Source organism: Sphingobacterium sp. SGR-19, assembly GCF_011043555.1.
Lineage (GTDB): Bacteria > Bacteroidota > Bacteroidia > Sphingobacteriales > Sphingobacteriaceae > Sphingobacterium.
Genome location: NZ_JAAKGS010000008.1, coordinates 154,547 through 178,904, shown reverse-complemented (window position 1 = coordinate 178,904; position 24,358 = coordinate 154,547). Strand labels below are relative to the sequence as shown.

Below are 24,358 nucleotides of genomic sequence, written 5' to 3'. Positions count from 1 at the left end.
AACTATTTCCACAATATCAAATCACTGGGATACCACACTTCAATCACTACTATTTAAGTAGATTATTTATTAGCTTTGCGCTATATTCATTCGTTATGGCAAAGCTAGAAACCTCTTTAATTCACGAAGGTGAACATTTCAATACCACGAAATCGGTTGTGACACCCATTTTCCAGACATCGACGTATCTCGCGGACGATATAGCATCTTTCGCACACGCTGCGACGGCCACAAAATCGCCCGAATTCTATCATCGTCATGGTAATCCAAACAATAGCCAAGCTGCAGCACTTATAGCGAAATTAGAGAAAAAAGAGGATGCACTTGTATTGGCAACGGGGATGGCTGCAATTAGTACGGCTATCCTTGCTGTCGTAAAAAGTGGCGACCATATCATTACGCAAAAAGCACATTACGCTGCATCACTGACGTTTATTCGTGATTTTCTATTACAGTATGGGGTAGAGGTGACACAAGTCGACCAAACAGACAACGCTGCTTTTGAGGCAGCCATACAGCCCAATACCAAGCTTATTTTCGTAGAGACGCCATCCAACCCAAACCTAGATATTACTGATTTGGAGTATATTGGAAAACTTGGTAAAGAACGCGGTATCTTAACCATGATAGACAACACCTTTGCTTCGCCCATCAATCTGGTACCTGCTGACTTTGGTATTGACATCATCGTCCACAGCGCTACGAAATATCTTGGTGGGCACAGCGACCTTACAGCAGGTGCCGTATGTGGTTCGGCAGCATACATCGAACAAGTTTGGCGCCGATCACTCTTATTAGGCGCTTCGTTGAGTCCCTTTGATTCTTGGTTGCTATTGCGCGGCTTAAAAACGCTAGCATTGCGTGTTCGGCAGATTAATGAAAACGCGCTTGCCTTAGCACAGTGGTTGGAAAGACAGCCCTCCATCAAGAAAGTTGTCTATGTAGGACTTGGAAACCACCCCCAACATGCGTTGGCAAAAAAGCAAATGAAGGGGTTTACGGGTATGCTTGCTATCGAGGTTGCCGGCAAAGATGATACGGAACAATTCCAGCGAGCACAAGCGATACTAAGCAAATTAAAATTCTTCCACAATGCCGTAAGCTTAGGTGGAATTGAATCCTTAATAACCCACCCTGCTAGCATCTGGGGTGCACATCAAGCAGGAAAAAAAGAAAATCAGCTGTCTTTCAGCAAAGGACTGCTGCGCATATCAGTCGGCATCGAGCATATCGATGATCTTATTAGTGATTTTGAGGGGGCTTTAGATAACTAGACTATCAATCAACCCGGATCAACATACCGGGTCGTTGATAGTCTTTTATCGTTTTCTTTCCATGAATTCAATTAAAAACGGGAGCCTTTGTCCGCATTGTGCTCGGTATGGCACCTCCTATCGACGGCCAACCGTCTCGCCATTCAATTTTATCCAGCATCAGCGGGCGTCTAGTAGCGCCGCTAGAAACTGTTCCTTGAGCCCTGTCTATACCATGATAAAGCAACCAATCTGTTCCCTCATCATCGGAAAAGATACGGGAATTATGACCTGGGCCGGCAAATATCTCGCTCCCTTGGAGTAATATCGTACCTCGACCACGCTCCGCAATGTCTCGCCCATCACGATCGAGATAAGGTCCTTTTAGGTTGGTTGAACGTGCTACCAATACCCGATATTGGCTATTGGCTCCTTCACAACAGCTCCCCTTAGAACCAAAGAAGTAATAATAATCTTCCCTTTTATGAATCATGACTGCTTCAAAATCACCAGCGGCTATCTTTGTCTTTTGCGATAAATCAGGTACGCTCAGACCATCATCACTCAAATCGACGACATACGTGCCCTGTGTAGCAGCATTGCTAAAACTTCCCCAAAATAAATACCGATGCCCCCCTTCTTCAAAGAAATGCGGATCAATAGAATTTGGCACATTTATTTCGTTACTTGTAAAAAGCTTGCCCTGATCGGTAAATGGCCCTGCAGGCTGCTCAGCCGTCGCGACCCCGACTCCCGGATTAGCATCACCCCAAGTAGAATAAGAATAATACATAACGAATTTCCCATCCATATAAACCACATCGGGCGCCCAAATATTACCTGAATTTTTCCAATTAGGTTTTGTAGAGAACGCTTGTCCGACCAACGTCCATGAAGTTAGATTTTCTGAACTGACAATCGGTACGACACGATTACCGACGCCATCTCCCCAGTTATCTTCCGTTCCATACGCGTAGAATAACCCCGTCCGGGGATCCCGCACGACGGTAGGATCTGCTAAAATCGGTTCAAACACGGGGTTTCTATACATGACCTCTTCCTCCGGATCAGCTTCCGGTGGTTTGGGAACCCCAAGGTAGAGACCTGCACCCTTATCTTCACAAGCTATGAAAAATAGCAACACGCCTATATATAAATATATTTTCTTGCTCATATCATTATCGTTTTGAATATTCTACATAATCCAATTCGCCATACCCATTTTGACGACGAATGCTTATTTTATGGCTTCCAACTTCCAGATCAAATAGCATGTCGAAGGTCTGCCAAACATTCCAGCCGAGGTTGGGAATATCATAGATCTGTGCTTCAGCCTCCTTGCCGTCCACATAAATTTTATGTGCAGTTCCGTTAAAACCAGTACCAGCAGCTACTCGAATTAGATATTCTCCCGCCGCTCGTACGTCGATCGTTACATCAATACCACTTTCTGCATTATCGATGGCGCCCACTTTTGCTTGGTTAGATGATGTCTCTCTTGTCTCCCGATCGGTAGCCACTCGTGCTAAACCTCGCAAAACGGCATGTTCAGCCTCTATCCGAATAGGCAACACCTTGACCGTTGCCGTCACCACATCACTTTTTACATTATTCCCGACAACGTCAGACAAAACGGCGTGAAAAGATAGCTCCTGATCGGGTATGTTTTCTACGACCGGATATGCCCATGTGTAAGGCGCAATATCCTTTTCACCGATTTTCTCCGCTCCTTTATAAAATTCGACTTTACGCAGCTTTGCACCGCCATAAGCGCTTCTTCCTTCGGCATTCAGTATATATGTGCCCTCCGCCACCGCAATGGCATCCGCCTGCAATTTAATGGTCGGTAGCAACGTACTCGAAGGTATTTCCACATCATCTTTGCAGCTTGTTATGATAAGCAGCAGACAAAATGGGAATAGAAAGATTAATTTCTTCATGTTCGTACTCTTTGTAGTTGTGTATATAAATTATCCAATCGCTCTACGTTAATAGCCCGGGTTTTGTGTCAGATCGGAATTATCTACATCCGACTGTGGAATAGGATACCATTCGTGCTTGCCCGACACAAAATTATGAAAATCTGCATCCCGTTCTTTCAGCACCTCCAGATTATCTGCCAGCTCACCCCAACGTACCATATCGAAATAACGCCATCCTTCGCCGGCGAGCTCCAGCAACCTTTCGTGTTTAATTTGTTCGCGAAAAGCCTCTTGGTTTAATCCAGGCTTAGCAGTCGTTAGCGGGGGTAAATTGACCCGAGTCCTTACCCTATCCACATACGTATAAGCATCTCCAGTTCGGTTTAATTCGTTTAAACATTCGGCATACATCAGCAAGATATCGGCATAACGTATCATCCGATAATTGTTTGGCGAGCTAAAATTCTCATCATTCCTCCAGTGGTCATTCAATAGTTTTCTGAACCACACTCTTTTATCGTTCGCACCATACCGTTGCTGCCATGTTTGCCCGTATACCATCGTAAAAGCAGGTCCGCGCTCATCCGCGTAGTCGTACAAAAAGCTTACGCCCGCCCGTGGATCTCTTTTGTTGTCAACGGTCCTTTCGGCTTCGAATGCATCTACTATCCAACGTCTCGCCGCACCATCCGCATATCCCGGACCAGGCGCAGGTGGAGCCAAGAACTTAGCAACCGACGTTCCGGTATTAAGACTGATGCCGGGATTGGTATCATCATCGCCATTCTCTGCAGGGTTTTCCTTATATTGTATTTCATAAACCGATTCTTGGTTGTTCTCATGATCTTTGTCGAAATTGTCGGCATAATTGGCCATCAAAGCATAATTAGACGCGCCTTCCCCCGTCACGAGCCATTCCATAGCATTTTTCGCCTCATCGAACTTACCTTGCTGCAAATAAACCTTAGCAAGCAACCCATGCGCAGCCCCTTTGGTAACACGGCCAACATCAGCGGCATCATACGACGCTGGCAAATCGGCCAGTGCTTCCGTCAAATCCTTTTCAATCTGCATGTATACCTGCTCCGGAGTTGCGTTAGGCGGGTAATCCGTAGGCAATAAGGGCGTCAAGACCAGAGGCGGACGCCCCCAAAATACGACGAGATTAAAGTAATTTAACGCCCGTAAAAATTTTGCTTCGGCTACAATACGGTTTTTCAAGTCCTCATTCATACTGATCTGGGGCACGTTGGCTATGACCAGATTCGCCCGATAATTGACATGGAAAATCGCATTCCATTGTCCGTTACCGGTATTGTTGCTGGTATAAGAAAACGCCATATTATTATTTAACCCAATATCACCGCCCGAGCCAAAGCCTTCGTCAGATCGCAGCAAATACACGAAATGCATCCAACGATTATAATAATTATTACTTCTATTCAAGCCGCTGTATACGGCATTGATCCCTTTGATCGCATCAACATCATCTTGCCAGTAAGATTCCCCCGTTAGCATATCGGGATTCGGTTCATCAAAATTTCTCTTACACGAAACAGAGAGAGAAACGATAGCGGCTAATATTATTGTCAATTTTTTCATCTTAATAAATTGTCCCATTCTACATTCATTTTTGGTTCAACGATTTACAAACCTAGCGCTATACCGAATGACACAATCCGGTTAGGAGGCCAGCCACCAACATCTACCCCGGGCTCTAAGTTGGCATTAGCGCCCACCACATCCGGGTCGAGCCCAGAATAGTTTGTGATGGTTAGCAGGTTCTGTCCGCTTACATACACTTGCAATGAAGGGATATGCCATCTCTCCAATATACGTCTAGGCACATTATATCCGAATTGCACATTACTCAACCGTAGATACGAACCATTTTCCAACCAGCGCTCCGTATCGCCCCGAACATTAGACTGAATACCCTGATCCACTGCGGGATCACCCGCTGTATTACTGGTATAGGATACACCGAGACGCGGAAAATCTGTCGGATTTTCGGCTGTCCAGGGCACAATTCCTCTCCGATAGTTAGAGTATCCCATACCGTCGAAATCACGACGCATATCGTTATAGAGCTTGGTGCCGAATACGCCATAAAATTGCATATTGAGTGTAAAATTTCTATAATATCCGTTAAACATGAGACCAGATGTGAATGTAGGCCACGGGGTGCCCGCGAATGTCCGATCTTCAGAATTAATATCATTTCCAGTCCCCATATCTTGTAAGTTTACGTACCGGATGTCACCGGGCTTCGCAATACCGGACTGTGCCCGATGTTCATCAATTTCAGCTTGATTCTGAAAGATACCATCCGTTAATATCACATAATATTCGCCAATGGAACGTCCGACTTGCGTACGCGTATTGCCTGATTGTATATAGTTTCGAGGAAGCCCGGTCGCGGGATCAACGCCCAGATTGCCAAGCGACAACACTTTATTACGCACGAAGCTAATGTTTCCGGTTACATCCCATCGAAAGCCATCTTCGTTCGCGACTTGGGGTTTATAGGTTAATTCAAGCTCCACACCTTTATTTTCAATAGAGCCCATATTCGTGAATATATCGCCACCCAAACTGCCTATATAACCGGGGATCGGTAGATAAAGTAGCACGTCGGAAGTGACAGACCTGAACACATTAAAAGAGGCATCTAGTTTCCTGTTAAATAAAGAAGCATCAAAGCCTAAGTTTAACGTCGCTTTCTCTTCCCACCGCAGGTTGGGATCCACCAGCCTCACCTGCGTCCCCCCGACGTAAGCATTTTGCTCACCTGTTCCAAATATTGCACGCGGTGCCTGATTGATTAGCCCAATATATTGGTAATTAGATAAATTGGCCGCACCTAGCAATCCGTACGAACCTCGTAACTTCAAATCAGACACCCAATCTACATCGAAAAACTGCTCATTGCTAATTCGCCAAGCCAAAGCTCCTGAAGGAAAAAATCCAGAACGATAATTTTTGGAGAACCTGGAGTCCTTATCTGAGCGAAAGGTAAAGGTTGCCAAATAACGATCATCATATGTATAGTTGAGCCGTCCTAACCAAGAGTCAATAAAGTTCCTGCCCCTACTGCCCGAAGATGTATTTTCTCCGGTAGCCGAATTTATCGTGTTAAAATAGCGATCTCCAGCCTCGAGCAGATCGGTCTTTCCCGCATCGATACCATCTCTACCTATGGTTTGTTGGGTATATCCTACTACGCCGTTCAGCTGGTGTTTATCAAAGCTTTTGTTGAAATTCAGCGTATGTTCAAAAAGATAACTCAAAAACTGGGAGCGTCCCTCATCGATCCGCGTTGGGGCATTAATCTGATTCCAATACCATATGCCCTGCCCCCGTAAACTCGTGTTCTTGTCGAAACTGGTTTCCATACCGGCATTTAATCGATAAGTCAACCAATTGGTAAGATCCGCTTCACCGTATACATTTCCCATGAGCTTGAAGTAGTTGTAACCGGAATTAGTGATGTAAGCTTGGGCCACATGATTTCTTGCATACGTTCGCGCATTGTCGGAGCCAATGCCCCATCCCCCCGGGTTAGCGGCACTTACAAATGCGGCATGCTGAACCGGAATAATGGGCAACATACTGAATGCATCGTAGAATGGATTACCTCCAAACGCACCTCCTGAAAATGGTGATCGACCGTGAGAGGAAGAAATCATGATGTTTTCTCCCACACGGAAACGGCCTCGCGAAGTTTCCGTATTAATACGAAGTGCCGCTCTGTCAAATTTCCGTTCGATCACCGTTCCTACATCTTTGAAATAAGCACCGGACAGGAAATACTTGGAGCCGTTGCCACCACCGGATAAAGAAACACTATAATCTTGTATGGAACCTGTACGGAACATCTCATCCGCCCAATCTACATCCGTACCGTCATAATTTTCCACAGCAGCTTGCTGTGTATAACCCGCATTTTCATAGGCTTGCCGGTTCATTGCGACATATTCCGCCCCACTCATCATATCATACATCTTCGGTAGATTAGTAACACTATACCTTGCAGAGGCGTTAACTGTCATGGGTGCACCGGCCGTTCCTTGTTTGGTAGTAATGATGATAACGCCATTGGCGGATCTGGCACCGTATATCGCAGCGGCAGACGCATCTTTCAACACTTGGATACTTTCAATATCATTCGTATTGATGGTCACATTCGGATCGGAAAGCATGCCATCTATGACATACAATGGACTGGCGTTCCCATACAGGGTGCTCAATCCTCTGATGTTAACGACGGCTCCTTGTCCAGGGCCTCCGGAGTTCCTCACCACAACACCGGATGATTGACCTTGTAGTGCTTCTGGTAACGATCTTGCCACCTTCGCTTCCGTATTCTTGGTATTTACCACCGACGCGGCGCCCGTAAGATCTTTTTTACGTATCGTCTGATAACCAATGACGACGACTTCGTCTAGCTCACTTTCTTCCGCAAGCAACGTCACATTTATCATTTGGTTGCTCGGCACAGGGCTTTCCTGTGTTGTATATCCTACGGATGTAAATACAAGTGTAGCGGCAATATTGCTCACATTGATGGAATAGCTGCCGTCCGTCGCTGTCGTCGTACCATTATTCGTACCTTTTTCATATACCGACACATTACCGATTGGGTTTCCGTCCACATCGGTTACTGTGCCTTTTACCGGAACCAATTCTTGGGTTCCTTCAAAGTTTAATCTGTTGTGGCTACTTTGTTTAGTTGTCGTAACGGGTGAATCATTTACGCTAGCGAACGACTGCAACACAAAGATGCATAAAAACAAGACTAATATAATCGTGAAATGCTTCATACAATAGTTTGTTAAATTTTTAAATGGCGATAACGCCATGCATTGATAATTCTTTGATAAGTTTCCCACTTGTGCGTAACGGGGGACTACCCCTTGGTTTATTTTTCATTTGTTTATATGGTTAACGTGTTAATTATAACAATCGCAATTACGGAAAAATACTTCCGTTAACTTCCACGTTTTGTTTCAAAAACTCGTTATTTTGTCTTCCCTCTTTTTATCTTTTCTCTCCACGCTTTCCAAACGAAAAACTTATGTGTAGTTTTGACGGCAACTACATATAAACGAGTAAACCATCATGGAAGAGTTAATAGACCGCCCCTATAAACCTAAAATTCTTATTGTCGACGACAATATGGAAGTTTTAGACTTTTTAGAAGATGATCTAAGCGATCAATTTGAAATCGCGAGAGCCTCCGACGGGATGGAAGCCTTAGAGGTATTAAACCTCCGTTTGATTGATCTTATTGTCTGTGACGTGATGATGCCAAAAATGGATGGTTTCGAGGTGTGTAAAATTATCAAATCTACTCCAAACCATGCACACATTCCCATTATTTTGCTCACGGCCAAGAATACGCTAAACGCTAAAATAGAAGGTTTGGAGCTCGGCGCCGACGCTTATATTGAAAAGCTTTTCTCGCCAGAATACCTTCGTGCGCAAATCCATAGCTTACTTCTTAACAGAAATAAGATAAAAGAGTTTTTTATCTCCTCACCTTTTGCACACGTCAAAACTTCTTCTATTCAAAAAAGTGAAGAATCTCTTTTTTTGGAAAAAATATATGACGTTATCCAACAACATTTGGCGGACCCTAATCTTGATGTAGAAAGACTTGCAGATTTAATGAACCTGAGCAGACCAACTTTATACAGAAAAATTAAATCGATATCAGACGTATCACCCAATGAACTTATCAATATGGCAAGATTGAAAAAAGCGGCCGAACTGTTATTGCACCATGATTACAAAATATTTGAAGTTTCATTCTTGGTGGGTTTCAGTTCACACACACATTTTGGACGGAATTTCCAAAAATATTACGGGATGTCACCACGTGAGTATATTCAAGAGATCAACAACAAGAAAGCCGACATCTAGGGCTATAATCATTCAAAATAATATGTGATAAATCGTGGTTATGTCGGATACCCAAAAATATATCGTTCTGTTTTTCATCAGCTTGTTGCACTTTTCACCGGTGTACGGCCAGCAATATTACTTCAATCATTATCAGGTAGATCAAGGATTATCGAACAACTTCATCTCATGTGCTGTACAAGACGACGATGGTTTTCTATGGTTCGGAAGCAAAAACGGTTTAAATCGGTTTGATGGCAACCAGTTCAAAGTTTACCAGAGCGACCCTGCTGTACAGAATGGATTGGAGAGCAACTTCATCCGACAGCTTTTAGTGTATAGAGATCACACAATCTGGGTAGGGACCGATCAGGGAATTTATATTTTTGACAAAGAAAAAGAACAATTCCAGATTTTCCGGGACAATATACGTGGTGAAGTTTTATCTATCCGGACAGACAACAAAGAACAAATATGGTTTGTTGCCAATCTCACTTTATATCGTTATACACCTGTATCCAATCAACTGCAGCAATTGACCGAACCAGGAGATTTTTTTGTTTCTGCACTCACGATAGATGCAGATGGCAAAGCGTGGTACGCCAGTCACCTAGGCTTATTGACCTGTGTTCACAGCCGACAGTCTCTTAATCTAAATGAAGCACTCGGTACAAAAGATATCTGGGTTCAGCAACTTTATACGGATCAACAAGGTTATATTTTAGTGGGGACAAGAAACCATGGATTATTACGCATTTCACCACATGATCTATCTGTTGAGCATATTCTAGAGACGAATGCCGAAAACAATAATCTTTTCGTTCGGGATATCCTCCACATCAATCAAGAATATTGGGTAGCCACCGAATCGGGAATATTTATATACAATACGAAAACAGGCATCACCCAAAGACTCTATCACGAACATGACAATCCTTGGAGCCTTTCAGACAACGCCGTATATACCTTATGTCAAGATCACGAAGGAGGATTATGGGCAGGCACTTATTTTGGCGGTTTAAATTACTATCATCCCCAGCTGGATTTATTTGAAAAAATATTTCCCCGAAACCAAAAACCGTCTATTCTCGGATATGCTGTACGAGAGATGGTTGAGGATCAGTACGGAAATATTTGGATAGGCACTGAAGATAAAGGGATCAGTTGCTGGAATCCAGATCTTGGTACTTTTAAACACTACGGGGCTGCAGACGGACTATCTCATGACAATATCCATGGCTTGTTATTGATAGGCGACACTTTATTAATCGGCACTTTTGACAAAGGGCTGGATTTATTTGATGTCCGGCGACGAGAGGTAATAGCACATTACGATAGCCATAATACAGGTGGAACTTTAGGTAATAATTTTATCTATTATATATATAAAACACGAGCGGGTATCATTTATCTGGCGACAGGGCGAGGCCTCCATATTTTTAACCTCCAAACCCGGACTTTCAGCGTTTTTGAAAAAGTTCCCCATTATATTTTTTATACAACCATTTTTGAAGATTCACAAGGCAACATCTGGTTTGGTACCTGGCGGGATGGACTTTTTAAATATGATCCCGCAGTTGATCAAACGCGCATATATACCCATAACACGCAACAGCCGCATTCGTTAAATAGCAACAGGGTAAACCATATTCGTGAACTCTCAACAGGAGCAATATGGGTAGCCACAGAAAATGGTATTGCTGTTTTGAACGAAAATAATGACAATTTCACCAGGATCACCACAGCTCAAGGCCTACCCAGCAACCAAATCCTAGCGTTTACCGAAGATGCTTTTAACACCCTATGGATATCGACATCACATGGACTTGTCAGCTATCATACAAAAACCGGTAGCATGCAAATATATAACAAAGAAAGAGGCGTAATCGGGCTACAATTTAATTACAACTCGGTATTTGAAGACACGAATAAATATATCTATTTTGGCGCGACGGGAGGGATGATCAGATTCAACCCTAAGCTTATTCAACACCATTCTACTCCTCAACAAATTCCTATTTATTTTACCAGTTTGCATGTACAACACAAAGAAGTACTAGCATCCAACCCCAATACTATTTTAAGTAGGGCTATTGCCTATACGCATTCTCTTAACCTAGAACACGATCAATCGACTTTCAGTATCGAGTTTGCCGCTATGACGTTCCTCTCACCACAATCAAAGGTATATCGATATAAGCTTGATGGATATGATAAAAATTGGATTACGCTGAAGAACAGTAATACCGCTTATTTCACACAGGTGCCGGCAGGCAAATACACGCTTCGTGTACAATTGACAGAAATCGATGGCACTCCGCTTTCCGTTGAAAAAGCGCTAAACATTACTATTCACCCGTCTATTTGGCGATCACCGATTGCCCACATACTGTATGCGTTGGCGCTACTATCCTTTATTGGATTTATCATCTGGTCTTATGATAGAAACGTAAAGGAGAAAAATAGAAAGCGTCTCGAAGCACTTAAAATTCATCGGGAAAGGGTACTATACAAAGCGAAGATCGATTTCTTTACCAATATCGCACACGACATTAAAACACCTCTTATGTTAATAAAAGCGCCATTACGAAAGATCATGTTTAGAATAGATGAACAGTCGCCGTTACTCAAGTGGTTGCACACAATAGAACGAAACACCAATAAATTGGTCTTAATGACCAATCAATTGTTGGATTTCAGAAAAATGGAATCGGATAGTTTTAAATTATATTTTACATCCGTGAATATCAATCAACTTCTAAAGGAAATCGTTTCGGATAATATTACACTCATCCATTACAAAGGCATTAAAATATTCTGGCATTTAAGTGCGCCGGAGCCATTAATACTCGACAAAGAAACGGTTTCCAAAATTGTATCCAACTTATTAAGCAATGCAATAAAGTATACCCAGGACTATATCCATATATCAACGGAAGTAGTAGCCAACAAGCAGCTGAATATCACATTCCGGAATAATGGAAGTCTGGTTCCATCGGAGGATATGGAAGACATCTTCAAACCCTTCCATAGATCGGCGACACATATTGGTAAGGCTGAAGGCACAGGTTTGGGTCTGTCACTTGCCAGATCACTCGCTGAGCTTCATGGCGGCACACTCTACATGTGTGTAGAAGAAGGCGCAAACATCTTTATACTCACGTTACCACTGCAAGAGGAGGAACAAATAACTACCCCCTTTTAAATGCATGGCGTTTAATTATTTGCCCCACCTACAGTTCACCGCTTTTCAGTGATTTTACCGCATGATCAACCGCCCTTGCTGTAAGTGCCATATACGTTAATGTCGGGTTTTGTGTAGCTGTCGAGGTCATACACGCACCATCCGTGACGTAAACATTTTTGCAGAGGTGCAATTGGTTCCATTTATTCAACAGCGATGTTTTGGGATCGTGTCCCATTCGGACCCCCCCCATCTCGTGGATATCATTGCCCGGCCTACGTCCGTCATCCTGTGTCCGGATATTCGTAAATCCCGCTGCCTCAAACATGCTTGTCATCTGCTGATAGTAATCTTTTCGACGCAGCCAGTCATCCTCCGCATAGTCGACATCAATATGCAGGAGCGGTATACCCCATTTATCTGTTTTACCAGTATCGAGCCAAACCCGGTTTTCTTCTTTCGGGATGGTCTCTCCCATCATGTGGGAATGGACTCGCCAATTACTCCATTTGGAATCATGGAGCAATTCCTTTTTGAGTCCATCTCCTACCCCATCGGTATCCCGGATCGGTGAACGGCCAGCACCAAATGTTGCCGCCCATCCCCGCAAAAAATCTGTTTCCTGACGGTCAACATTACGGAAGTTCGGAATGTACCCACCGCCAGCGGGATTCCGTCCATCGGTCCGGTATTCCAGCAAGCCATCGTATTCTGCGCTGATCCGCGCTGTGTAATTGTGAAAAGCAATGTACTTGCCCATTAGTCCGTTGTCGTTTCCTAAGCCCTCCGGAAAACGATCAGACTTTGAATTAAGCAGGATCAAGTTTGTGTTCAATGCTGAAGCGTTGACAAAAATCACGTTGGCAAAAAAATCTATTTCTTCCAGCGATTCGGTATCAATGACTTTTACACCGTTAGCCTTCCCAGATTCCTGATCATATAATATAGAATGCACAACAGAATGTGGACGCAATGTTAAGTTTCCCGTCTTCTGCGCCCACGGAATCGTAGACGCATTGCTACTGAAATAGCCTCCAAAGGGACAGCCGCGCTGGCACAACACCCGGTTCTGACACTTTACACGCCCCTGCTGAATATGGATAGGTTGTGGTTCCGAAAGGTGGGCGCATCGTGCACTGATTACATGTCTGCCTTTAAAATTTTTATGAACCGATTGGCGAAAATAGTCCTCTACAGCATTCAAAGGATAACCAGGTAAAAAGTCGCCATCCGGCAACGTATATAACCCATCTTTGTTACCGGCAATACCGACAAAACGCTCTACATAACTATACCAGGGATCGATATCCTGATATCGGATAGGCCAATCTATGGCAAAACCATCACGAGCAGGTCCTTCAAAATCATAGGCACTCCAACGCTGTGTTTGTCTTGCCCAAAGCAGTGATTTTCCACCTACCTGATACCCTCTTATCCAATCAAAATCTTTTTCCTGAATATAGGGATGCTCCTCGTCTTTCACAAAGAAATGCTTTGTATCCTCTCTATATGCATAACACCTATTAGCAATAGGATTCGCTTGTTTATCCGCATAGGTTATTTCGTTCCGGTGCTCAAGTTCATATGGATATAAGTTCGTTGTCGGATAGTCTTTAACATGGACGACGTCTCGTCCTCGCTCAAGAACGAGTGTCTTCAGACCTTTTTCGGTAAACTCCTTTGCCGCCCATCCGCCACTTGCTCCCGAACCAATGACAATCGCATCAAATGTGCGTGTCTTCACACTATCTATATTTAAGTTTGCCATTCTTTTACGTATTCTCTCTAATTTTCTTTTTAATCTCCGCTATAGCCGCGCTTTCGCCTCTAAAAATTTCGTATATTTTCAGGGGAGCACCAAAACTAATCCCTGACCGCTGAGCGATCAGGTCATTTTAAAATAGCCGTTATATCTTCCAGGGACAAGCTCATATTTTTTCAAGTCTGTCATCACGTATTTCGAATTCGTATATCCCTGTATAGTTCGACGCTTGGTAATCCCATAAAACCGCTTTACTTCCTCGTTTTCTACTTCTTTCAACGATTCTAAGAAAACAAGACGCTTATCGACTGCCAATTTCATAAAATCTTGTCCCATTAGCTCGCGTGAGTAGGTAGAAAAAGTGCTCAATCCTGTAATAAAAGCTTCTTGATCTTCCGGACTATGGCAATCATCGACCATTTTTAAAACGAAAAGGTGCAATAACAATTCCTTTCCTCCTGGTGTATCAGAAGATGGAATAATCGTTTCTACCAATTCAGCCAGTAAGTCCTCCTGTTCCTCCTCTATTACCAGATGATTTAATTCAATCGTAGTTTTGCCTGATTGGCGATAACAAGCAGGGAGTAACAGTGTTCCCCCAGCGATGAATAACAATCTACGAATTGCGGCTCTTCTATTGATCACGTCTACATTCATGCGTTTTAAAAATCTAATGTTGGATAGCTCCAAAGCGTAAATATAATGATTATGGTTTTGACAATACCTGTTTATTTTCTACCAGTAACTTTTCAAGCGCCTCGTAAGAAACATCCTGGACTCCGGTGCCGTTGTCAATAGCCAAAGACGCCGCTAAAGCCGCACTTTGTCCTAATATCATGAACACAGGTTCCATACGGATACTTCCAAAAGCGATATGGGAACTCGAAACACATACTGGAACCAGTAAGTTTGTACACTCTTCTTTTTGAGGCACCAGGGAACCATACGATATTTTATAAGGGCCTTTTTTTGGTTTCACACCGATGTCGCCCTCATTCTGGACATAACCGTCGGCCTTTACATACCGTTGTACATTATGCGAATCAAGGGCATAAGACCCCATTCCCACAGGATCAGCAATCTCACTTTCGCTAAACGTATCATGTTCTGTCATGACGTGCTGCCCCACCATCCGACGGGCCTCTCTGATATAGAGCTGATGTGGCCAGTTGCCGTTGTCGGTAAATTCATCTCTCGCCAATCCCCATTGCGCCATTTCTTTCCGCACATCGGACGGTATTTTCGGATCGTTTGCCATGAAATATAGCAGTCCTTTTTGATATTCTTCATGTTCTTTTATGATCTCTCTACGCCGCTCGTAACTCGCTTCCGGATAATCGTAATTCATGCCGATGAAGTCGGTGCTAAAGGGGCCATGATTATTCGTATCCGTTTTACGGTTAGGCACGGAATCAAACTTCCGAAAAGTTTCCCGCCATCCCGATGCGAACACCCGGGCGAGTAGCTCGTAGTTCTCCGGTTTATAATTAGCCGGTTTCGGAAAAGGCACACGATTATCTGGATGATTACTTAAACACATCCGGAAGCAATAAGCCTGCAAACGATGATCGCCCTCTCCATAGATACCCGGATCTTCTGCTGAAACCCCATATAGGAGTCCGCTCGTGCGATCATCCGGTATTACATACGGGCTAATGTCGCTCTTAAACCAATGGTCGTGGTGTAACACACCCGTCTGTATCCCATTCCATTTCTCTCCATATACACTATTTGCCTCGCGTCCAACATGGTAGCTCACACCTGCAGCAGCCATCAAATCCCCCTCGTAAGTCGCGTCGATAAACATCTTTCCTTTAAATGTTTTTCCACTGAGCGTCGTTATAGAGACGATACGATCTCCTTCCTTCACCACACCATTCTCTCTGTCCAACCACTCATCACGCCAGACCTCTAGTCCGTATTCCTTTACATAATCCTCGAATACCTGTTCAGCTACGTGAGGTTCGAATATCCACATCGTACGCTCATTACCATCTATGGCGGGGGTTCCTTGCCCTTTATTACCATATTCCGACCGCGCTTGCCAACGCCATGCGCTGCTATCTTGATAGTGTTGATACACACGATGATAGAAATCACGTGCCAACCCTCCGATGACCGATTTATCGCCTGTATCCGTAAACCCTAGCCCACCCGACGATAGTCCGCCCAAGTGTTTGTCCGGTGATACGACAATCACCGTTTTTCCGGACTGCTTAGCCTGTACAGCCGCCGTGATGGCGGCTGATGTACCACCGTAGATAATCAGGTCTGCCTGATATTCATTTGAACGCGATCGGTTACAAGAAACAAGCAGTCCTATGATAACCACAGCCAATAGTGTTTTCCTCATGCTTTCTATTTATCTTTTACACTTAAGTTTAAAAATTCTAATATCTTCGGTGCGATGACCTTTTCTCCTCCCTTCTTATTGGGATGTAAGCCATCCGGAACGTATTGCCTGAAAGTCTCCTCTCCCTGATCTAGGATAGTCTGCCAATTGGCGTAATGGTCAATAAGCATAACCCCTTTCTCCCGCGCAACGTCCCGATACATCGCATAATACGCGGATAGATCGGGTCTAAAAGTAGCAGATTTTCCTATAGGCATATTCATCACCTGTAAAAAGATGTCACAGGAATCGCTATAAAGCCGTACGCGGTCAATCATATATTCCAGATTCAATTTAGCAAGCGCAACCGATGTCCCGTATTCTTTAAACGCGTCGTTCATACCGAATTCTATAAACACGGCATCCGGCTTTTTGGCAATGACACTATCTTCGAAATTTTTTACGCCCCAAACCGACCACATTCCGCCCTTACCAGCAAGCGTATAGCTGACGAGGTTGTTACCAAACCGGTCTTCTATACATGCTGAAACCACATCCATCCATGCCTTTCCGTTTCCTCCACTGGACAGACTGGTGCCATACACGACGATATGTTGTGCTTTACCTTTTTTCAATTGTTCTATCATGCGAGATTGACAAAAAGCAGAAAGAGATAGCAGCAGACTGCAAATTATCCCGATTAGTTTCATCTATTTATTTTTGTTTTTAACATCATCTCTATTATTACAAATTATCCCACCCATCAGGCTGTTGCGGATACGGATCTCCTGCAATGACCGACTCGATTTGCTTCTGCGGAATGGGTCGTAACACATGGAAATCCTGTATATTATCTTTAGGAAGGGTGTGATTTGTCCATTTTGTAGTGAAGAACCCATGCTTCCGCACGCGATCAACCAATTTTTGTGTACGAACGAGGTCGAGCCAGCGTAACTGTTCTCCACAAAGCTCGCGTGTTCTTTCATCCAGGATATAATCAATAGTTATATCGGCGGCCGTAATCATTAGGTCATCCACATATTCTTCTGTCGAGGCAGCTCTTTTGCGAAGTTCGTTAATGTAATAAGCCGCACCATTGCTGGTAGAATTATTACCGAGTTTAAAAGCGGCCTCAGCAGCTATAAGGTATGTTTCGGCCAAACGATATACGATGATTGAACGTTGCGAGTCGAACGAGAGACTCGCACGATTTGGATCTAGAAACTTCTTCATGGTGGGAAACGATGGATCGGTGTAGTTTTCGGGCGTAAGTATATAGTAATTCGCCGCCTCTATTTCCTCTTTGGTCATATTTTTACCAGGAAGATAACCTGCAAGGTCTCCTTTTGTTCCATTTCTAACGGCAGCATACTTGTTATTGCCCACATAAAATTCCTGTGTTTTATTCTGAAAATCAACTGGGGCCGTCCACTCGCTTTGGAAAGTAGCATAATAGCGCGAGTCTTTGTCTATATCGCCGAAAGCTTCATTATATAGCCAGCTCGTTCCGTGATATCGCGCGTACACACGTCCATCTTCTATTTGTTGAACATTACCGCTACCATTGAAATTAAAATAACCCCCGACAAAAACATGGCTCAGATGATTGATGTTCGCATCTGCTTGCGGCACACCGTAAATCGGATCATCTGTCATCTGTACATTATAGAGTATCTCCTGGTTATTTTCATTGCCTGGTTTATGGATATCTGCATATCTTGGCATAAGTGTAACCCCTGTTTGGCCGCTATCCTGAATCAGTTCGGTCGCTATTTCGTATGCATTCTGGAAATCGGTAGATTGGGATGCACTACTCCATCCTCGTGTAAGATACACTTTTGCCAACAAATGGCGGGCTAACGCCTGCGTAACACGCCCCGGACTGGTATCTTTCGGTCCGGCAGGCAAATTACCAGAGGTTGTACAATATAACAGGTCTTCGATAACAAAGTCGTATACATCGGCTATTGGGTCACGCTTAGCCTCTTTTACAATTCCATCATTATAGGTACGGTTCAAGGTTACATCGCCAAAAAATTGCACCAAACGGAAATAAAGCAACGCCCTAAAGAACCTGGCTTCTGCCAACATGGTTGTTTTTTTAGTTTCGGTAATGCCCGTCATGTCTTCACCAAAATGTACCAGACCATTGCACGTATTAATCAACGTATACGACGATCTCCAATAGGAATAAATATAGTCCGAACTAGGTTTGAAGTTTGCTGTATAATTTCCAAAATTATAAATATCGCCCGAAGCACGGCTATAGAATTCATCCGTGCCGGGTACAGTTAACATATGAATAGAGCTGATTGGTCCGTAAAAAGCTCTCATTCCGCCATATACACCGTTCAACCCAAGTTCAAACCCTTGTGGTGTATTAAACGATTCGGGTGTCATTTTCGAGTGATTCTCTTCTTCCAGAAAATCAGCGCATCCCGTAACAAAAAGTAACGGAAGGCATGCTAATAAACATATTATATTTTTCATGTTCATGTCTTAATTAGAAAGTTACATTGATACCGAATAACATTTGCCATGAGGGAGGAATTACCGTATTCATCACCCGGTTGGTCTCGGGGTCAAGCCCCTTGTATTTGTTTACATATTCGGAGAAGAAGGTAAACGGATTTGTCGCTGTTGCGTATATACGAGCCCGACTTAAACCGACTGAGCTAAGAAGTTTATCGGGCAACGTATAACCCAAAGTCAGTGTCCTTATCTTAAGGTATGACGCATCGAATAACGTAAGTGTTCCTTTATAGAGTATGCTCTGCACCCTATTATTCGGGGCTGGCCAGCGCGCATCTGTTTTTTCCGGCGTCCAGTAGTCCACGTCTAGGTTATTGTAGTAACCTCCCATCAGGGAATTCTGTCCTCCCCCATACAGTTCAGATCGCAGCAAACCTCCCTGTCGGAAATTCATAACCACTGTTAAGTCGAAATTCTTATAGGCTAGTGTGTTTGTCCATCCGCCTTCAAAGTTAGCCTGATGACTTCCCAATACTTTCCGGTCATAGTCGTTGATGATGCCATCGGGTTCTCCATTGGGTCCACTGATGTCGTCCACTTTAATTGTTCCTATTACGGATTCATCACCCGAGGTTTGAAGTCCGAAGCTTTCGGCAAGCGCCCTGTCTTCTGGCGTATCTTGCCAGATACCCAATCCTACATATTCGTAGAAAGATCCCAGCGGATGACCGACAAAGAGGTTGTCAGAAATCAGTTGGTCTGCTCCTTCCGTAAGTTGAACGACTTTATTCCGGTTAAAGTAGATATTTAAATCGGTCGTCCACTGGAATTTATCCTTGCCGTCGCCATTGAAAACATGCATGCCGACATTCGTCTCAAAGCCTACATTTTCTGTTTTACCTACATTGTAAGGGATTGCCGTACTGACACCACTCGTTGCAGGAGGAGTGAAACTCATCATCAAATTGTTGGAGTATTGTTTGTACACTTCCATCGAACCGGTAATCCGATTATCCAAAAAACCAAAATCTATACCCGCATTGTAACTGGCTGTACGTTCCCACTTTAGTTCGCTGTTGGAGGCGGCCGTCGGATAATATCCAAGTACTCCTTGAGACCCAAAGATATACCTATTGCTGCTCATATTACCCTGCGTGTCGTAGGGAGCCACGTTGGTGTTACCTACTTCCCCATAACTGAGACGCAGTTTCAACTGTGACAATATAGAAGAGGTGCTATTCATAAATTCTTCATTACCGATGTTCCAAGCTACAGCGGCAGAAGGGAAATAATGCCACTTATTCCCTTTAGCTAGACGTGAAGATCCATCAGCACGAAGTGTCGTCGTCAGGTAATAACGTTGGTCATAATCATAATTAAGACGTCCCATGTAAGAAAGCATGCTCCATTTGCTGTAGTTTCCACCTCCTTTATGGTTTTCAGCGGTACCCGGATTGTAGTAACCTACTTGATTGGTCGGTACATTTTCATAGTTCAGGTCGAAATCTTGTGCTTCCCTTTCTCCGGCACTAAACAACGCCGTAACATTAAAATTATGCTTCTCTACTTTTTTATCATACGTCAAAAGATTTTCAATGGTATAGTCTATAAGAGAAGCTGATTCGTTATAGCCATAATTTGATGACTGGCGACGCTTGCTTGTTCCCTGCTGATAATAGCGTTGCAAAGTGGTCTGCGATAACTGCACACCCGCATTGAGCCTGTACTTAAAGCCGTGCGTGAGGTCTGCTTCCAGATAACCCGTTGTAAATGTCGATAATCGCTTGCGATCGTCTTGGATAGCTCCCTCGCGCAGATCCATTAGCGGGTTGCTCATCAGGTCATTCGGATGTACTTTCTCCCGTATTGATCCATCGTCCATCAATGGTGTGAGCAATGGACTCAGTCTTAGGGCGTCGCCCATGGGATTGAGGCTCTCCCCTTTGCTGATATAGTAGGTATTTAATGTGTTGAGCCCTAATTTCAAGTATTTGTTTATCGTATGGTCCACAGATAATTTCTGGGTTATGCGTTCCATCGATTGTAAGTCGTATATACCCGTCGCTTTATAATATCCCAATGATGCGGCATATTGGGTATTTTTAGATCCACCCGCTATGCCTATCTGATGATTGGTGATTGCTGGATCCTTGTCATACAATTCCTTTTGCCAGTCGGTATATACGCCCTTTTCATAACCTTCCGTTTCTCCGTCAAGCCCCCCTTCAAATACCCTTTCTAATACCCTGGGATCGTCGATACCGGTGTAGTTGTCCGAATTTTTGTACCGATTGTACATGGCCCATTTCCGGAGTTCCATATACTCTTCCGAATTCATAAGATCATAAAACCCTAATGGCTTGTTGATCCCAAGATATCCACTATAGGTAACGGTAGCCTTTGCCGATTCTGCTCCACGCTTGGTCGTCATCAGTATAACGCCATTGGCTCCACGCGAACCATAGATCGCTGTTGACGAAGCATCCTTAAGCACAGTAACCGAAGTGATATCGTCTGGTGCAATATTGTTCATCATACCTAAATCGTAAGGAATGCCATCTACAACCAAAAGTGGATCATTGCCGGCAGCTATAGAGCGCGTTCCCCGAATACGGATTTCAGGCGTATGTCCCGGATGTGTCGACCCGCCGCTACGTTGTATATTCACGCCTGCCCCTGCCCCTTGCAAGGCCATTCCAATATTTGCGGCAGGCGTATTACGAATCGTTTGTTCATCGATTACGTTGACAGCCCCTGTCAGATCAGATTTCTTCACCGTGCCGTACCCCACCACCACCACTTCATCCAAATCACTGATTTCTTGCTCCATGGTTATATCAATCACCGATCTACCACGAATACTTTCTTCCCTACGTGCAAAACCTACCGAATAAAACACAAGGGTTGCGTCCGGTTTCGCTAGGATTTGATAAGAACCATTTTCGGATGTGGCTACGGTAGAGGCCGTTCCTGTTACTGAGACAGAAACTCCAGCTAGCGGCGTTCCGCTGACATCACGAACCACACCTGTTACAATATGCTGTTGAGACGGAGAAACAGAAGTTACCGATCGGTTATTTAACTGCGTGTTATTACGTGTTGGTATTTTCGCTTCCTTCTCTTTCAAGACGATGGTTTTATCCATAATAACATACGTCAGGGGTAGTCCCTGAAGACATTCGCGTAATACGGCCTCCAAGGAGGCATTCTTAAAATTTGCGTTGACTTTACGGGAATCATTCAGTCGCTTCGCCGAATAAAAAACGGTGAGGTCGGTTTGCTTCTTGATTTCCTTGAAGACATCTTTGAGGGAAATACCTTCCCGCTCCAGTGTAACAATGTGTTGTGCTACACTGTTTGCCCCTACTTGCATCACAAAAAAGATGATAATGGTGAGCGTAAATTGAATGCGCATAAGCACCTGTTTTTTTAACACCCAGCTAAGGGTGGACATAATTTTTTCGTACATTTACAATACTGTTTGGTTCAATTGAATATCTATAGCTTCATAAGTTGTCCTGAACATTTCTGCCTGGCAGATATTGCCGAAAGTGTTGGTCGCACTTTCGGTTTTTTTGTTCATCTCGTCGCTAAATCATAACATAAGCTGTTTTTAGGGTTTATTGGATTGCATTTTTAACCTTGTTACGGACGGCAACCGTCCGATCTTTGACTTCAAATGTAACATCGCCTGCTTCTCGCAAAATGTTCAAGACGGTCTGTAGATTACTATTCCGCGAAATACTACCCGAGAAAACCTCATCAGAAGGCACATAGCCCCTATAATCAATCGCAATATCATACCAGCGTGCTATGCGTTGCAATACTTCTTTTGCAGTCTCGTTACGGAATACAAATTCGCCGTTCTTCCAGTCTATATAATCGTATACATCCACTTTATTTTTTTCTAGTCCATTTTTCCCATTCTTTCCCTGTTCACCTGGAAGAAGTGTCATCTCTTCAGCAGATCGACGTGTTTCGACACGAACTTTACCATCTACCAAGGTGGTCTTCGTTTCCTCTTCATCGTGATAAGCCGAAATATTAAACTCCGTACCTAAAACGGTAATCGTTTGGTTGGCGCTAACGACTTTAAATGGTTTAAAGCGCACAGCCGAGTTATCAGTTTGTACACGTTTTACATCGAAATAAGCCTCTCCTTCCAATTCTACGACGCGCTCTCCTTTAGCGAAATGAGTAGGATATTTTAGCGTTGATTCGGCGTTTAACCACACCGTTGTTCCGTCGGCCAGTGTAACTTTATAGGTTCCTCCGCGAGGTGTACTTAGGGTCAACATTTGAGGGGAAGATGATTCCAACGCTAAAACAGTGGATGTTCCGTCATTATACGTGATTTCTTGTCCCTCTACGACAATACCATCGCGACTTTCGTCCAAGGTGAGTATCCTGCCGTCGGCCAGTGTTATCGTTGCTTTATTTCCGCCCGGCATAATTTCTATTTCAGATACAACAGCGTCATCCAATTTCGGCGTGAAGATAAGCCAAGAAACTCCGATCATGCCGACTATAAATACAGCAGCAACATAAGGAAGCCAACGATATAAATCCGATTTCTTTTTTGATGATATATGTTTCTTCAACTTTAATTTTACTTTATCGGTCAGGCCCTCTACTTCCCCGGATGGATTATGCGCGATCGTGTTCGAGAACTCTTTATGCAAAAGATGATCAAATGCCTCCGGTATACCATAGTCTTTGAAATAATCCAGCATATCCTTCAACTCCTCCTCAGAAATAGAACGGTCTATATATTTTCTACATAATACTTCGATATCGTATTGGCTCTTACCCATTATAATATTTCGGCTAACTTTATACATTACACCTCAAATGTTAAAAGCAAGCAAGAAGAATAGGATATATTTTACAACATACTGGTAATCAGCAATAAAAAATTAAAAAAGAAGAAGAATAAGCGCGGCATATAAAAAGCCGGAAAGTTCAGATTGGTTCTTTAATTCACTTTTTAAGAATAGATTCGCATTTCTAATATGGCTATTCACAGTCGTTATCGATATTTTTAGTTGTTCACTTACCTCTTTATAGCTTAAGCCGTCCAACTTGCAAAGCACGTAAACCTTTTTTTGCTGCGGAGGTAAGCGATCCAACAAAGCGTGCAGAGCTTGTTCAACTTCCTTGTTTTCTATCCACTCTTCTACGACATTCTTGCCTGATGCCGTAAAATGGTGCAAGAATTCTTCCCGTAAACGGTTGTCGTTCGCTATTTTACGAAATACATTCTTGGTTTTATTTATTGCGCTCCGGTATAGGTAAGCCGGAACGGACCTTGAAGCATCCATGTCATGTCGTTTCTCCCATAGCATCATAAACACATCTTGCAAAACCTCTTCAGCCAGTTCGTAGGAACGAAGTAGTCGAACCAGATGCCTAGCCAGTTCATTTTTATACCTATCATAAATCTCCAAAAAAGCTTTTTGGTCATCATTATTCAATAAGACTACCAATGCTTCATCTGTATGATTTTTTAGGTATTTCATATCCCATCCT

15 protein-coding genes are annotated in these 24,358 nt (G+C 43.5%); 3 read left to right on the top strand and 12 right to left on the bottom strand.

The features are described from left to right. Positions 1 to 95: 95 nt before the first annotated feature. The gene (locus tag G5B43_RS15105; RefSeq protein ID WP_165295634.1) at positions 96 to 1,274 is read left to right on the top strand and encodes a trans-sulfuration enzyme family protein; all 1,179 of its coding nucleotides are present in this window, start codon (positions 96 to 98) and stop codon (positions 1,272 to 1,274) included. A gap of 67 nt (positions 1,275 to 1,341) precedes the next feature. On the opposite strand, the gene G5B43_RS15100 is transcribed toward G5B43_RS15105, so the two are convergent. Genes G5B43_RS15100 through G5B43_RS15085 form a run of 4 tightly spaced genes read right to left on the bottom strand, consistent with a single transcriptional unit; the run spans position 1,342 to position 7,998 of the window. Beyond that, the gene (locus G5B43_RS15100) at positions 1,342 to 2,427 is read right to left on the bottom strand and encodes a family 43 glycosylhydrolase (protein ID WP_165295633.1); all 1,086 of its coding nucleotides are present in this window, start codon (positions 2,425 to 2,427) and stop codon (positions 1,342 to 1,344) included. 4 nt (positions 2,428 to 2,431) lie between these two features. Beyond that, the gene (locus G5B43_RS15095; protein ID WP_165295632.1) at positions 2,432 to 3,193 is read right to left on the bottom strand and encodes a CBM35 domain-containing protein; all 762 of its coding nucleotides are present in this window, start codon (positions 3,191 to 3,193) and stop codon (positions 2,432 to 2,434) included. 48 nt (positions 3,194 to 3,241) lie between these two features. Then, positions 3,242 to 4,777: a RagB/SusD family nutrient uptake outer membrane protein gene (locus G5B43_RS15090; RefSeq protein WP_206367378.1), complete on the bottom strand. Its 1,536-nt coding sequence runs from the start codon at positions 4,775 to 4,777 to the stop codon at positions 3,242 to 3,244. A gap of 44 nt (positions 4,778 to 4,821) precedes the next feature. Continuing rightward, complete coding sequence (locus G5B43_RS15085; protein ID WP_165295631.1) at positions 4,822 to 7,998, bottom strand: SusC/RagA family TonB-linked outer membrane protein; 3,177 nt, start codon at positions 7,996 to 7,998, stop codon at positions 4,822 to 4,824. Positions 7,999 to 8,296: 298 nt separating this feature from the next. On the opposite strand from G5B43_RS15085, the gene G5B43_RS15080 reads away from it, so the two are divergent. Both G5B43_RS15080 and G5B43_RS15075 read left to right on the top strand, forming a co-directional pair. After that, positions 8,297 to 9,100, top strand: coding sequence for a response regulator (locus G5B43_RS15080; RefSeq protein ID WP_165295630.1), 804 nt, complete (start codon positions 8,297 to 8,299; stop codon positions 9,098 to 9,100). Between the two features lie 40 nt (positions 9,101 to 9,140). Next, positions 9,141 to 12,284: a two-component regulator propeller domain-containing protein gene (locus G5B43_RS15075; protein WP_165295629.1), complete on the top strand. Its 3,144-nt coding sequence runs from the start codon at positions 9,141 to 9,143 to the stop codon at positions 12,282 to 12,284. 28 nt (positions 12,285 to 12,312) lie between these two features. Here the strand turns inward: G5B43_RS15075 and G5B43_RS15070 are convergent, their stop codons facing one another. From G5B43_RS15070 to G5B43_RS15035, 8 genes are all read right to left on the bottom strand, one after another. Next, entirely contained in the window at positions 12,313 to 14,031 is a 1,719-nt protein-coding gene (locus tag G5B43_RS15070) for a GMC oxidoreductase (protein WP_165295628.1), read from the bottom strand. Positions 14,032 to 14,148: 117 nt separating this feature from the next. Next, positions 14,149 to 14,682: a gluconate 2-dehydrogenase subunit 3 family protein gene (locus G5B43_RS15065; RefSeq protein ID WP_206367377.1), complete on the bottom strand. Its 534-nt coding sequence runs from the start codon at positions 14,680 to 14,682 to the stop codon at positions 14,149 to 14,151. Positions 14,683 to 14,731: 49 nt separating this feature from the next. Beyond that, a complete protein-coding gene (locus G5B43_RS15060; protein ID WP_165295627.1) occupies positions 14,732 to 16,378 on the bottom strand; it encodes an FAD-dependent oxidoreductase in 1,647 nt (548 codons plus the stop codon). A 5-nt stretch (positions 16,379 to 16,383) separates the two neighbouring features. Further along, positions 16,384 to 17,004, bottom strand: coding sequence for an SGNH/GDSL hydrolase family protein (locus G5B43_RS15055; protein WP_165295626.1), 621 nt, complete (start codon positions 17,002 to 17,004; stop codon positions 16,384 to 16,386). Between the two features lie 97 nt (positions 17,005 to 17,101). Then, positions 17,102 to 18,847, bottom strand: a complete 1,746-nt coding sequence (locus G5B43_RS15050) for a RagB/SusD family nutrient uptake outer membrane protein (protein WP_165295625.1) — start codon at positions 18,845 to 18,847, stop codon at positions 17,102 to 17,104. Positions 18,848 to 18,860: 13 nt separating this feature from the next. Further along, positions 18,861 to 22,244, bottom strand: coding sequence for a TonB-dependent receptor (locus tag G5B43_RS15045; RefSeq protein ID WP_165295624.1), 3,384 nt, complete (start codon positions 22,242 to 22,244; stop codon positions 18,861 to 18,863). Between the two features lie 205 nt (positions 22,245 to 22,449). After that, positions 22,450 to 23,643 carry a FecR family protein gene (locus G5B43_RS15040; RefSeq protein ID WP_165295623.1) on the bottom strand — a complete coding sequence of 398 codons (1,194 nt, stop codon included), beginning with the start codon at positions 23,641 to 23,643 and terminating at the stop codon, positions 22,450 to 22,452. 102 nt (positions 23,644 to 23,745) lie between these two features. Continuing rightward, complete coding sequence (locus tag G5B43_RS15035; RefSeq protein ID WP_165295622.1) at positions 23,746 to 24,348, bottom strand: RNA polymerase sigma factor; 603 nt, start codon at positions 24,346 to 24,348, stop codon at positions 23,746 to 23,748. Positions 24,349 to 24,358 lie beyond the last annotated feature (10 nt).